11 protein-coding genes and 1 tRNA gene are annotated in these 13,103 nt (G+C 29.0%); 7 read left to right on the top strand and 5 right to left on the bottom strand.

Annotated elements, in window-relative coordinates:
- Window positions 1-617 precede the first annotated feature (617 nt).
- The 3 genes from CM240_RS12605 to CM240_RS12595 all read left to right on the top strand — a co-directional run bounded on the left by CM240_RS12605 (window position 618) and on the right by CM240_RS12595 (window position 3,828).
- A complete protein-coding gene (locus tag CM240_RS12605) occupies window positions 618-1,397 on the top strand; it encodes a PHP-associated domain-containing protein (protein ID WP_044039469.1) in 780 nt (259 codons plus the stop codon).
- Window positions 1,398-1,549: 152 nt separating this feature from the next.
- Window positions 1,550-2,350 (top strand): histidinol-phosphatase HisJ, encoded by an 801-nt coding sequence (gene hisJ, locus CM240_RS12600; RefSeq protein ID WP_044039468.1) that lies wholly within the window; start codon window positions 1,550-1,552, stop codon window positions 2,348-2,350.
- Between the two features lie 119 nt (window positions 2,351-2,469).
- Window positions 2,470-3,828, top strand: coding sequence for an MATE family efflux transporter (locus CM240_RS12595; RefSeq protein WP_044039467.1), 1,359 nt, complete (start codon window positions 2,470-2,472; stop codon window positions 3,826-3,828).
- Between the two features lie 128 nt (window positions 3,829-3,956).
- On the opposite strand, the gene CM240_RS12590 is transcribed toward CM240_RS12595, so the two are convergent.
- Genes CM240_RS12590 through CM240_RS12580 form a run of 3 tightly spaced genes read right to left on the bottom strand, consistent with a single transcriptional unit; the run spans window position 3,957 to window position 7,049 of the window.
- Window positions 3,957-4,943, bottom strand: coding sequence for a TraB/GumN family protein (locus CM240_RS12590; protein ID WP_044039466.1), 987 nt, complete (start codon window positions 4,941-4,943; stop codon window positions 3,957-3,959).
- Window positions 4,944-5,001: 58 nt separating this feature from the next.
- Window positions 5,002-5,745 carry a TIGR03915 family putative DNA repair protein gene (locus CM240_RS12585; protein ID WP_044039465.1) on the bottom strand — a complete coding sequence of 248 codons (744 nt, stop codon included), beginning with the start codon at window positions 5,743-5,745 and terminating at the stop codon, window positions 5,002-5,004.
- Window positions 5,745-7,049, bottom strand: a complete 1,305-nt coding sequence (locus tag CM240_RS12580; RefSeq protein ID WP_044039464.1) for a putative DNA modification/repair radical SAM protein — start codon at window positions 7,047-7,049, stop codon at window positions 5,745-5,747. Before CM240_RS12580 ends, CM240_RS12585 begins: the two co-directional genes overlap by 1 nt.
- A gap of 262 nt (window positions 7,050-7,311) precedes the next feature.
- Here CM240_RS12580 and CM240_RS12575 point away from each other — a divergent pair, with 262 nt between their 5' ends.
- Window positions 7,312-8,010, top strand: a complete 699-nt coding sequence (locus CM240_RS12575; RefSeq protein ID WP_044039463.1) for an L-2-amino-thiazoline-4-carboxylic acid hydrolase — start codon at window positions 7,312-7,314, stop codon at window positions 8,008-8,010.
- Between the two features lie 166 nt (window positions 8,011-8,176).
- Window positions 8,177-9,430 carry a chloride channel protein gene (locus CM240_RS12570; RefSeq protein WP_044039462.1) on the top strand — a complete coding sequence of 418 codons (1,254 nt, stop codon included), beginning with the start codon at window positions 8,177-8,179 and terminating at the stop codon, window positions 9,428-9,430.
- A 314-nt stretch (window positions 9,431-9,744) separates the two neighbouring features.
- Here CM240_RS12570 and CM240_RS12565 read toward each other — a convergent pair.
- Window positions 9,745-9,820: transfer RNA gene (locus CM240_RS12565), tRNA-Pro, on the bottom strand.
- A gap of 492 nt (window positions 9,821-10,312) precedes the next feature.
- On the bottom strand, window positions 10,313-11,683 hold the full coding sequence (gene murC, locus CM240_RS12560; protein WP_044039461.1) for a UDP-N-acetylmuramate--L-alanine ligase: 1,371 nt from the start codon (window positions 11,681-11,683) through the stop codon (window positions 10,313-10,315).
- Window positions 11,684-11,876: 193 nt separating this feature from the next.
- Between murC and purR the strand changes: the two genes are divergently transcribed.
- Window positions 11,877-12,686 (top strand): pur operon repressor, encoded by an 810-nt coding sequence (gene purR, locus CM240_RS12555; protein ID WP_044039460.1) that lies wholly within the window; start codon window positions 11,877-11,879, stop codon window positions 12,684-12,686.
- A 104-nt stretch (window positions 12,687-12,790) separates the two neighbouring features.
- Window positions 12,791-13,078, top strand: a complete 288-nt coding sequence (gene spoVG, locus CM240_RS12550) for a septation regulator SpoVG (protein ID WP_044039459.1) — start codon at window positions 12,791-12,793, stop codon at window positions 13,076-13,078.
- The last annotated feature ends 25 nt before the right edge of the window (window positions 13,079-13,103 follow it).

Here is a 13,103-nt window from a genome sequence, read left to right as displayed (position 1 = left end):
AATTGCAATGTAAAAGCGCTAGTCACATAAAAATTTATATAGATAAATAAAAAAAAGAACCACTCTTCCCCGGTTCTTTTTTATTTGTATGAGTAATATACAACAAAAATGGGATAATCATCGTGAACGCAAAAAAATAAGTCGTAAGTGCAATAAATTGCTTCAAAAATGCAAATAAGAGCGAAAAAAGTAGATATAAGTAAAATTATAGAAATTCGTATGTGAAGTTTTGTATAATAGAATCATGGAAAGCGAAAAGAATATTTAGATAGATAAGGGATTCAAGGAGGAATAAAAAAATGGATATTAAACTTTTAAAAAGATATATGAATGTATGCAGAGAATATGGTTTTGAGCCAAGTTTTGCAGATTTAAATAAGTTTAAAACAATTGCATTATAATAAAGCTAGCTAGATAAATTTATATAGATAGAAAAAAGAGCCACTCTTCCCCGGCTCTTTTTTTATTACATAAAATTATAGATTGATAGAGAATATTCTGAAGTAGCAAGAAAAGAAGAGTTTTGATCTTTTTAAAGAGTTTTAAGATGGAATATGGCAAAAAAATAAATATTCTATATAATGGAATTATATTAATTATTTAAGGAGAAAGCTAAGATGAACATTGATTTTCATGTTCATGGATTATTAAGTAAAAAGAAAGACTTTAATGAGAAATTTTTTTTAGAGGAGATTAATAGTGCTAAATCAAACAATATAGAAGGAATTATTCTTTGTGAGCATTTTCAAGCTATAGCTTTTAATGATATATATAAATATTTAGAAGTTAACTATCCCTACAAAAATGGTAGATATTTAGTTAATGGAATTTCTATATTTCCAGCTATGGAGGTAAGTATAAAGGATGGCGGTCATATAATTTTATCTGGGGGAATGGATGATATCATAGATATTCATGAGATATTAATGAATAATATAGAAAAAGAAAATTTTATTGAGTTTGAAGATTTATTGAATCTAGGAGATAGATATAATTGCCTTAAGATAGGAGCACATCCTTTTAGAAAAGGTCAAAAGCTATCTAAAAAACCTTATGAACTTTTAGGTAGATTAGATTGTTTTGAGCTAAATGCTAAGGATATTTATAAAAAGGGAGAAATAGAAGTAAAGGAAAAGGTAATAAGTCTTGGAGAAAAAGTAGATAAACCTATAGTAGGAGGTAGTGATAGTCATACTGCATTGCAAATTGGTGCAATTAAAACTAAGATAGATAGACAGTGTTGTAATGTAATAGATATAAAAGAGTCTATAAAAATCAATTGTGATGTAGAGGTATCTCCATCATTAGAGTTTAAAGTTTTTACATCAAAGATTCTAAAAAGATATCTTTCAGCAACAGCAAAAAATTATAATAGAGAAACGAGTTTTAAAATATAAATAGAATAGGTGCTGTTTTGTGATAAATTATGAATTTATAAATAAAAGGGAATCGCAATGACGAAACTTAATTGTTATTGCGATATCCCCATGTTTTTGGATTGTATATATATTGCAACAGAGGTATAATTATCTAAGGATGGAGGGAGTCTATGAAAAATAAAAAGATAATAAGAGATGGTCATATACATTCACCATATTGTCCTCATGGATCTAAAGATTCTTTTAGTATGTACATAGATAAGGCAATAGAGATGGGGTTAGAAGAAATAACATTTACCGAGCATATGCCATTTCCAGTAGTTTTTATGGATGAAGAGCTTTTAAAGGGATGCTCTCCATCTGAAGAAGAAATTAAGAAGTATTTTAATGAATTACTAGAGTTAAAGAAGGCTTATAGTGAAAAGATTAAAATCAATATAGGGTTAGAAGTAGATTACATAGAGGGGTATGAAAACGAAACAAGAGATTTCTTGGACAAGTATGGAAGTAAGTTAGATGATTCTATATTATCTGTCCATTTTCTAAAAATAGGTGATGAATATTATGCGATGGATTATAGTACTGAAATTTTTGGTCAGTTAGTAGAGAAGCTAGGTGGAGTAAAAGAAGTTTATGATAAATATTTTGAAACAGTTATTAAGTCTATAAGGGCTGAGCTAGGAACATATAAACCTAGAAGAATAGGTCATCCTACATTAGTTAGATTATTTAACAAGAAATATCCGATAGATTATGATAATATTCAATTGTTAGAAGTGATGGCTAAAGAAATAAAGGAGAGAGGATACGAGATTGATTTTAATACAGCTGGCATGAGAAAGGAATATTGTCTAGAACCATATCCATTTGGAGCATTTAGTGAATTAGTGGATAAGTATAATATAAAAAAAGTTTATGGTTCTGATTCACACCTATCATCAGATGTAGGAAGATTTTTTGAAAATTATTAATATTGACTTTTATTAATTTTTATAAGAAAATATTAAACGATATAAATATGGAAAGCAGATGGGCGGCATTACTACCCATAGGCTTTCCTTTTTTATTGAAAAAAATAAGGAGATACAATATGAAGAAAATTTTTAAAGATAAGAAATTTTTAAAGACAGTATTTGCGTTAGCATTACCTATTACACTTCAGAGTTTTATTACATCTTCATTGAATTTAATAGATAATGTCATGGTTGGTAGACTTGGCGAAACATCTATAGCATCAGTTGGATTAGCTAATCAGTATATATTTGTATTTACATTATGTATATTTGGAATAAACTCTGGAGCAAGTATATTTATGTCTCAATTTTGGGGCAAAAAGGACCTTAAGAGTATAAAAACATTCTTAGGGGTAGATATATCAGTAGGACTTATAGCATCTATTTTATTTGCTATTGGTGCAGGTATATTTCCTAATGTAATAATGAATTTTTTCTCAAATGACCCTGAAGTTATTTCAAGAGGAATTCAGTATTTAAGAATAGTAGCTATAAGCTGTATTTTTGTTAATTTTACTCAAGGTTATTCATCAGCATTAAGAAGTACGGGACAAGTTAAACTACCAATGTATGCAAGTTTAATAGGGGTGGCATCAAATGCAATATTAAATTGGATTTTCATATTTGGAAGGTTTGGTTCACCAGCAATGGGAGTTAATGGAGCTGCTTTAGCTACTACCATAGCTAGACTAATAGAGATGATATTTATAGTTTCTGTCGTTTATCTAAAAAATAATATTGTGGCGGCTAAGCTAAAAGAGATGATAAACTTTAAAATAAGTACTATAAAAACATATTTTATAACATCTTGGTCTGTTATAGTTAATGAATTAGTATGGTCTTTAGGGTTAACAGCATATTCTATTGCTTATGCAAAAATAGGAACAAATGCTGTAGCTACTATGCAAATAGCTAATACTTTAAATAATATGTTTTTAGTACTTTTATCAGGAATGGCTAGTGCTGCGGCAATAATTATTGGGAATAATATAGGAGCAGGAAAAGAAGAAACTGCTAGAGAATATTCTCACAATATTGCAAAATTATCTGTAATAGTAGGGTTTGCTCTTGGAATAGTAGTATGGGTAACTGCGCCATTGGTATTGAAACCATTTAGTGTAACTAGTGATACTTATTTTGATACGATAAAAGTTCTTAGAGTGATGGCTATATTCTTTACGTTAAGATCATATAACCTTGTTATGATAGTAGGAGTTTTCAGAGGAGGCGGAGACACTACTTATGCAATGATTTTACAAGGGTGTACAATATGGTTTTATTCAGTACCATTATCATTTATTGGAGCTATGGTTTTAAAATTGCCTATAGCAGGAGTTTTTGCATTATTAACAACAGAAGAAATTATTAAGGCAATTTTACAAACACGAAGATTAAAATCAGGAAAGTGGCTAAAGAATGTTATTAGTAATATTTAATTAATATAAAGGGCACAAGTATCAGGACTTGTGACCTTACTTCTAACCTGTGCCCTACATTGAGTCATAATAAAAGGAGGTATCGCTAACAACTTTTCATTTGTTAATGTGATACCTTCTTTCATATTTTATGTAGTTTTAATTTTTTCAATAGTATATCCTTTATTTTGCAACTGATTTATTATACCATCTTCACCAAAGTAATGAAGAGCACCTACAGCAACAGCAAGATTTTTATTATTGGAGATATTTCTTTCTATTTCATCTACCATATTTTCATTTCTAGATTTTATTAGTAAGTCATATTCTTTAGGACATTTCTTTGAAAGTTCAATTGAATCTAGCATATAATGTTCATCTCCATTAATAAAAGCAGTAAATAATACTCTATTATTATTATCTTCACTGGAATTATTTCTAGTATTACTCTTATAAGAGTTTAGTATTTCTTTTAATGTGGAGATATCATATAGTTTACTTAATCTATCAAATTGAAGATCTATAGATTCTAATTGGATTATATTTTTATTTGAGCATTTAAACTTAGCCATTAATGTATTATCTAAACCTTCGCCAGTTAATCCTGAATTTATGCAGCTTAAGTTGTTAAGATTCATACAGATACCTGTAGAATTCATAGTTTTTAGTATAGAATAATTTAGATTATAATCCATACAAAGAGTTTTAAGTTTAAAGATTTCCTCATCAGTTAATTGTGATTCTATAGTATCGCCGGCGGGGCATAAAAGTTTCATTGACATACCTAATGTTTCAGCCATAGTAGGATTTATCTCTACAGCTAATGTATCACATTTATTAATTATCTTTAGGAGTTCATCATTGTAAAAATCATAGTTGGGATCACTGCAATGTATGGTACCTATAAGATAAATTTCCTTAGAGTCTTTCGTAGCTTTCCAAAGATAGCCTTTAGTAGTAGGCTTAGAAGTTGTTCTTGTTTCTGTATTTTTAGCAGCAGCAGTTGCTAAAGTTTTGGTAGATAAATAATTTTCATTATTTATTTTATGCGGGTTTATGAGATTATTAGATACTAATTGACAAAAGAACAGTGACAATAATAAAAAACTATATAGATATTTTCTTGATTTTTTCATAAGGGCCTCCTAAATTTTATTTTCTATATAGTGTGTGCTAATATCTAGAAAATAAACGTCAATCTATTTCTGTTAGATATTTAAAATATCTAGAGGGAATATAATTTCTTTGAGCTCTTGGATTATTTCTTTCCACAATATTCACAGAAGAATAGAAAGTTTTCCACAGGTTTTCATAGTTTTTATCAAAGCTATTGTGGAAAAGATAATCTCCTTGTTCTTTAGAAAAATCAGTAATAATACCCTGAGACATATTATAAATAATAGCTAGTTCTCTTTTTGTATCATGAATGATAAAATTTTGATTTCTAAATCTATTAATAAAGTGATCAATTATAAGGGGAAGTATATTATGATCAGGAGAAATTCTAGAGTAGTAGTGATTTTCTCCTATAGCTTTAAATCTAACGAATCCAGTAAAGCGATGAGCTTCAAGAGATACTCTACGACGATACTTATCTACATTAATAATAATATCGTTATTTTTAGCTAGTGAAATTTCAGGTCCATATTTAAAGGCTAACTTTAAATATTTAAATATTAAGGTAGGGATTTCATCCCCTTCGGCTAGATGAAGATAATATACGTTTTTTAATATATTTTTACCTAGTTTATCATTAATGGAGTTATATACTTTTAATGCTTTTGCTTCTTCAGTATCTATATAAAACTCCATATTTAAGAAGTTAGAGTTATAGGTATCTTTTATATATAATTTTATATCGATTTCTTTCATATAAAATCCATGATATATTGATGTTAATAATCCATAAAATGAACCATCATATAATAATACTTTCATTATAATTCTCCTGTTATTGATGTATTTAGGTCATCTAGTAAATTAACTTGGTCATTGAAAAAGGAAAGTTGAGTTATAATCTTATTTTCAATAATGTTTAGATCTTTTTTAGGTGCTAATGCTAAAGAAATATAATCTTCTCTAAACTTTATATCCCCGTAATATTTTCCATTGCAGGTTATAAAATATTGTGCTCTTTTTAAAGTTATACCCATTTTTTTTAAGTCGAAGAAACTTAATTTACTGAGACGTCTTGCGCTAATAATTTTCCTAGCACCACGAATTCCTATGCCAGGGACTTTTATTAATATGTTGTATGAAGCTTTATTTATTTCCACAGGAAACAGGTGCAGGTTATTTATAGCCCAAAAAGTTTTTGGATCAAAGTTTATATCAAAATTAGGATTTTTTATACTTAGTAATTCTTTTGAAGAAAATCCATAATACCTAAGAAGCCAATCAGCTTGATATAATCTATGTTCTCGTATAGTAGGAGGCCTTTTGATATCAGGAAGATTACTACCAGAATTAACAGGGATATATGCTGAGTAATAAACTCTTTTTAAGTTGTATTTATTATATAAGTTTTCAGATAAAGATAATATTTTAAGATCACTATCTTTAGTAGCACCTACTATTAACTGAGTACTTTGACCACCGGGGACAAAGATGGGAGCTTTCTTAAAGAATTTTCTTTCTTCAGTATTTTCAATAATTGAATTTTTGATATTTTTCATAGGAGTAAAAATATCATGTTTCTCCTTGTCAGGGGCTAACAATTTTAAAGACTCATTAGAAGGTAATTCTATATTTACACTCATTCTATCAGCAAAAGTTCCTGCTTTCTTTATAAGATTATCATCAGCACCAGGTATTGCTTTTAGATGAATGTAGCCATTAAAATGTTCAACAACACGTAATTTTTCTACTACTCTAGTTAAAAGTTCCATAGTATGATTTGGACTTTTAATTATAGCTGAACTTAAGAATAACCCTTCGATATAGTTTCTTTTATAAAAATTCATTGTGAGATTTACTATTTCATCTACAGTAAAAGCTGCCCTGGGAATGTCATTTGAATTTCTATTTATACAATATGCACAATCATATATGCAATAGTTACTTAATAATATTTTAAGTAGAGAAACACAACGACCATCTGGAGTATAGCTATGGCATATACCACTAATAGAACCATTTCCAACTCCATTTTTAGTATTTTGTCTATTGGAGCCAGAAGAGGAACAAGATACATCATATTTTGCTGCTCCTGATAAAATTTTTAACTTTTCATTTATATTCATAAAAAATCACCAAATCCATTATAGCAAACAAATGTTCGCATTTAAATATATAAATTTATTTCTAAGTAGATAAATAAAGTTAAAATTAATAAATCAGATAAAATATTAGATAATTAATGATAAAGTCAAATAATTAGCAATATATATAAAATATAGCCGAAAGTGAAGAAATATAAACTTAAGAAACTTTTTAATGTTATGGTACACTAAAAGTAATAATGTGAAATAAAAGTTAAAATATGAAATGGAGTTGAATTTATCGATGGAAGGTGCCATGGAAGATGGTCAGTACCAGACCAACAATAAGGGGTGTATAAGACAAGTTAAACAATATAATAGACTATTAAGAAAGTTACTTGTAGATGATTTTTCTAGAGAGGCTTTAGATAAAATGTTTAAGGATACTTTAGATGAGTTTAAATATGTATTACCAACAATACCCTGTGTTGGACAAAAGGAGAATCCTCATACGCAAAAACTTGTAATAGCGGTTTACTTTTTAACGTTGTACAAGGTTATGAAGGAACAAGGTGTGACACCAGTAGAAATGGGAAAAATAATTTATGATGTGACAATCATGAAGGTTAGCAGAAGACCTAGAATTTTAAGATGGGCAAAGAGGAAAAGTTTCTTTTCAGAAAGAAATGTTGATGCATTACAAAAACTAGGAATAGAAAGTAAGAACAATAGGAGTAAAGAGGACTTTGTTTTTGATGTAAAAATTAAAAGTGAAGGAGAACTTTGTGTAACATATAGATGTTGTCCTATTATTAGATATTATATGGAAAATGGCGGAGAAGAATTAGCACCATACGTATGTACTTTAGATATAGCTATAGGAAAAGTATTAGGTACAGGAGTCAAAGTTAGTAAAACTATAGGTTGGGGTAATAATTATTGTGATTTTTCATATAAAGAAGGAAGAGAAGTAAATCATTACGATTTTAATAAAGTTGGATAGATTATAAAAAGGCTGGTGACAGCCTTTTTTTTAATTCACAATTATCAATTAAGGTAGAAATTCCTATGGAATTTCTTGAATTATATAATTGTACCGTATTTTTGTAATATTTCTATGTGTATTTAGGGAATACTACTATATTATAAGTTAATATGGGCGGTGCAATATGAAAAAAAACAAGATAAAGAAATATAGTATGGATTTAGTAAAACAAGTTTTCAAATGGCTTATTTTAAGCATAGTTATGGGGATAGTTATTGGAATAGTAGTAGGATCTTTTGATATAATATTGAGTTATGCTAATAAATTTAGGAAGAGTAATGACTGGCTAATATATTTCTTACCAATAGCAGGAGTAATAATTAGTTATATGTATGTTAAGGTAAAAAGAAACGCATATTCAGGAGAAAATTTATTAAAGTCAGAAGTACAAAGTGCGGCAAAAGATATACCATTATATATGATTCCAGTAAGTTTTATAGGATCTCTAGCAACAACTTTTTTTGGTGGATCAGCAGGTAAGGATAGTGCAGGTACAGCTATGGCTGGAACTTTTGGAGATTTTTTAGCTAGAAAGTTAAAATTAAGTGATGGAGAACAAAGAACATTGGTTATTAGCGGTGTTGGTGCCGCTTTTGGCGTTCTATATGACACTCCATTTGCAGGTGCATTAATGGGAATGGAACTAGTTCTTAAAGGTAATTTCCACTATGAATCATTAATACCAGCATTTTTTACTAGTGTAATTTCTAGTGAAGTTTCTAAATTAATTGGTGTAAAACCAATAGAGTATCCTAAATTAGATTTAGGAAAATTGACCATTCCTTTATTAGGGAAGCTTATTATTCTTGGTATATTATTTGGATTAGTAGGGATGTTTTTTAATTTTATTGTTGATAATAGTTCTAAGGTTTATGGATTAATAATAAAAAATCCTGTTATAAAAGGCTTTATAGGAGGAGTTATTACAATAGTACTTACATTAATATTAGGGAAAAACTATAATGGATTAGGTCAATCAGTTATTAATGATGCTTTTTTTTCGCCAGCGCATATATTACACTTCTTTTGGAAGACGATATTTACAGCAGTAGCATTAGGTTCTGTTTTTCAAGGAGGACGTGTAAATCCTACATTTTTTGTAGGTGCAACTTTTGGTAGTGCAATAGCTAGTTTTTTTGGATTACCATTATCATCAGTAGCTGCGTTAGGTATGATTGGTGTATTTTGTGGATCACATGCATTACCAATAACAGCAGTTGCTATGGCTATTGAGTATTTTGGTGGTGGAGAGGTTTTATCAATTATTATAGTAATGACTTTAACTTATATTGTGTCAGGATTCTATGATATCTTAACAAAAAGAGAATTAACAAAAGAAAAAAGTACATTATTTGAGGCAGCTGGAGGAAAAAATTAATATTAAAAAATTTAATATTATTAATAATACTTATTGAAAAATATAGATAATTATATAATATTATGATATTATATATATAAGCAATGGAGCAAAAGAAATAAGTTCTATTGCTTATTTTTATATGGAAGATTACTAATGAAGATTGAAAAGGGACAAGAGGGGGAATTTAATGATGGTTAAGAGTAGAAATATTTTATCTGTAATTGCCTTAGTAGCAATTACGTTAATTATGTTTATATTAATGAATTAGTATTAAAGTTAGTTATATTAAATAATATAAAAAAACGTTGAAGAAAATCTTCAACGTTTTTTTCTGGTCGGGGTGACAGGTCTCGAACCTGCGACCTCATGGTCCCAAACCACGCACTCTACCATCTGAGCCACACCCCGAGGCACGAGACTTATTATATATGCAAATATGACAAAAAGCAAGAAAAATTTTAAAAACAGTGCAAAGGTATATGTCAGTGCACAGTTTTCAGGGCACAAGGCACATGTATTGATGAAATTCTTGCAGAATTTCTGAAATTTTAAGTGTTTTGTTGAATGTTATAAGTTAGACTATGTCTCTTACTTAGATCACAGTTGATATAAAAGTCATTACAGAAAACTCATGAAAGTTGCACTTTCATGAAGCTTTGAATATATATTTGAATAGGATTATATAGAGAAAATTATGTTTATATTAATACCTGTTTTAATTAAGTAGTGGTAAAACTGTATCTCACATAAGATGCACTAGCTATCTGCAGGATTATAATAAAATTCCTCCCAAAGAGGAATTTTCACCTTACTTGTGCCTTCTAACCTGTGCCATGATAAAAGGAACTATCGCTCGCAAATTTTCATTTGTTAATGCGACAGCCCCGCTCACTTTCATTATTATTTACTTAAAAAAGATTCGCCTACCTTAAATATGTCCCCAGCTCCTACGGTGATAAATAAGTCACCTTCTTCTAGAGTCCTTTCTAGATATGATTCTATTTCATCAAAGCTATGAATATTAATTGCGTTTACACCTCTTTCTTTAATTGCATCACAAAGCATTTGAGATGAAACTATTCCGGTGTCTTTTTCTCTTGCAGCATAAATATCAGCTAAGATTAGTTCGTCAACTTCATCAAATACTTCTGAGAATTCTTTAAATAAACTTTTAGTTCTAGTGTAAGTATGAGGTTGAAAAGCTATAACTAGTTTTTTATGAGGAAAATTTTTAGCAGCTGCAAGTGTTGCTTTTATTTCTGTTGGATGATGAGCATAATCATCAATAACAGTTATACCGTTCTTTTTACCTTTGTATTCAAAACGTCTATTAGTTCCATGAAAATCTTCAAGACCAGCTTTGATATTTTCATAAGATATACCCATAGCTATAGATCCAGCTATTGTAGAAAGAGCGTTTAATATGTTGTGTCTTCCTGGTACTTTTAATGTAATCGAAAGTATTTTTTCGTTTTTATATGTTACATCAAAAGAACCACGGCTTCTTTCATCGAAAGAAACATTTTCAGCTTTTACATCACCTGAATTAATACCAAAAGATATTACATTACAATCTACAGTGTCTGCAACTTCCATAACTTTTGTATCTTCAGCATTAGCAATTAAGTATCCGTCTTTTGGAATTATATGAGCAAATTTCTTGAAAGTTTCTTCTATTTCATTTATATCTTTATAATAATCTAAGTGATCAGCATCGATATTTAGTATTACTCCTATTGTAGGAAAGAAAGATAAGAATGATGCTTTATATTCACAAGCTTCTGTTAAGAAGAAATCTGATTTACCGCAGCGAACATATCCATCTATAATATCTAATTTTCCACCAACTAATATAGTAGGATCTAGTTTTGCTGATAAAAGTACATGAGAATACATAGAAGTAGTAGTAGTTTTACCATGGGTACCAGATACAGCTATATTATGATGAAAGTCTTTCATGATTTCTCCAAGGAATTCAGCTCTATTAAATAGTGGTACATTTAAGTTACGAGCAGCTATAAGTTCTTCATTTTCTTCACTAATAGCAGCGGTATAAACTACAGCACCTACGTTATTTAAATTTTCTTTCTTTTGTCCTATATATATAGTAGCTCCGATTTTCTTTAAATGTTCTGTTATAGGCGATGCATTCATATCTGAACCAGAAACATTATAACCTCTATTAATTAAAATCTCAGCTAATCCACTCATGGAAACTCCACCAATACCTATAAAGTGAATGTTATGATCTTTATTTATATTTAATGACAAAACTGTCGCCTCCTTAATTCTTACTAGTCTATACTAATTATATACAAATATTCAGTAAATCAAAACAAAGATTGTGTAAATTTCTAAATTTTCTCCAGTACTATTTATATTGATAAATTAGCGGTTTTATCATAAAATATGAATATTAGTAAAAAAATAAACTAAAAAAATTCGTATAAGGTGTGGAGCAAAGATGGAAAAGTATTCTAGAGGTCAGAGAATAGGTGTAATAACTAAAAAACTTATAGAAAATCCGAACAAAGTTATAGGATTAAACTATTTTACTGAAAGATTAAACGCAGCAAAGTCCACTACCTCTGAAGATATCGTTATTATTAAAGATACATTTAAAGCCTTAAATTTGGGAAAAGTGGAAACTGTGGCTGGAGCTTCTGGTGGAGTTAAGTATGTTTGTTCTGTTACAGATGAGATGAGAGAAGAATTTGTATCAAATCTATGTAATATATTAAGAGAAAAAGAAAGAGTGATTATTGGAGATTTTCTTTATATGACAGACATATTATATGATCCAGATATAATTTCAAAGGCAGGGCATATATTAGCGTCAATTTTTATAGATAAAGATATTGATTATGTAGTGACAGTAGAAACTAAAGGAATTCCACTAGCTTATGAAGTAGCAAAGATGCTTGGAGTTAAACTAGTAATCGTGAGAAGAGATAATAAGGTTACAGAAGGAACTACAGTATCAATAAATTATGTATCTGGATCAAGTAAAAGAATACAATCAATGTCACTTTCTAAAAAATCATTAAATAAAAAATCTAACTGCTTATTTATAGATGATTTTATGAAAGCTGGAGGTACAGCAAAAGGTATTGATGATCTTATAAAAGAATTTGATTGTAATTTAGTTGGTATAGGTGTTCTTATAGATAATGTGGAGAGCAGTGAAAAAATAGTAGATAACTATATATCCCTTATAAAGTACTACGGAATTGATGATAATGGCATGGCAATATTAGAGCCTTCTATAACATAGGACTTAAAAAAATAATAAATTTTTTTAATTAAATGTAAAAATAAAGAAGGAAATCCAGGATTTTTATAGAATTTAATTATAAAAGTGTCTTGGAGGTGTAGTGCATGCAAATAACTGATGTAAGAATTAGAAAGATTACTAGCGAAGGTAAAATGAAAGCTATTGTTTCTGTGACCTTCAACAATGAATTTGTAGTTCATGATATTAAAATTATAGAAGGACAAAATGGATTATTTATAGCAATGCCAAGTAGAAGAACTCCAGATGGAGAATTTAAGGATATTGCTCATCCAATAAATACCGCAACTAGGGAACAACTACAAAATTCAATTTTAGCTGAATATGAAAAGGTTAAGAATCAAGCTAGTGAAGAAGAAAGTGAAACAGAATAGTTAAATAGTAATAAAATCTCATTTG

The organism is Clostridium bornimense, assembly GCF_000577895.1.
Lineage (GTDB): Bacteria > Bacillota > Clostridia > Clostridiales > Clostridiaceae > Clostridium_AN > Clostridium_AN bornimense.
The sequence above is the reverse complement of the archived record's forward strand: the minus strand, read 5'-3'. Positions and strand labels throughout refer to the sequence as shown.

Coding starts and splice junctions, on each gene's coding strand:
- CM240_RS12605 (WP_044039469.1), top strand. CDS start 618: ATGAACATTGATTTTCATGTTCATGGATTATTAAGTAAAAAGAAAGAC.
- hisJ (WP_044039468.1), top strand. CDS start 1,550: ATGAAAAATAAAAAGATAATAAGAGATGGTCATATACATTCACCATAT.
- CM240_RS12595 (WP_044039467.1), top strand. CDS start 2,470: ATGAAGAAAATTTTTAAAGATAAGAAATTTTTAAAGACAGTATTTGCG.
- CM240_RS12590 (WP_044039466.1), bottom strand. CDS start 4,943: ATGAAAAAATCAAGAAAATATCTATATAGTTTTTTATTATTGTCACTG.
- CM240_RS12585 (WP_044039465.1), bottom strand. CDS start 5,745: ATGAAAGTATTATTATATGATGGTTCATTTTATGGATTATTAACATCA.
- CM240_RS12580 (WP_044039464.1), bottom strand. CDS start 7,049: ATGAATATAAATGAAAAGTTAAAAATTTTATCAGGAGCAGCAAAATAT.
- CM240_RS12575 (WP_044039463.1), top strand. CDS start 7,312: ATGGAAGGTGCCATGGAAGATGGTCAGTACCAGACCAACAATAAGGGG.
- CM240_RS12570 (WP_044039462.1), top strand. CDS start 8,177: ATGAAAAAAAACAAGATAAAGAAATATAGTATGGATTTAGTAAAACAA.
- purR (WP_044039460.1), top strand. CDS start 11,877: ATGGAAAAGTATTCTAGAGGTCAGAGAATAGGTGTAATAACTAAAAAA.
- spoVG (WP_044039459.1), top strand. CDS start 12,791: ATGCAAATAACTGATGTAAGAATTAGAAAGATTACTAGCGAAGGTAAA.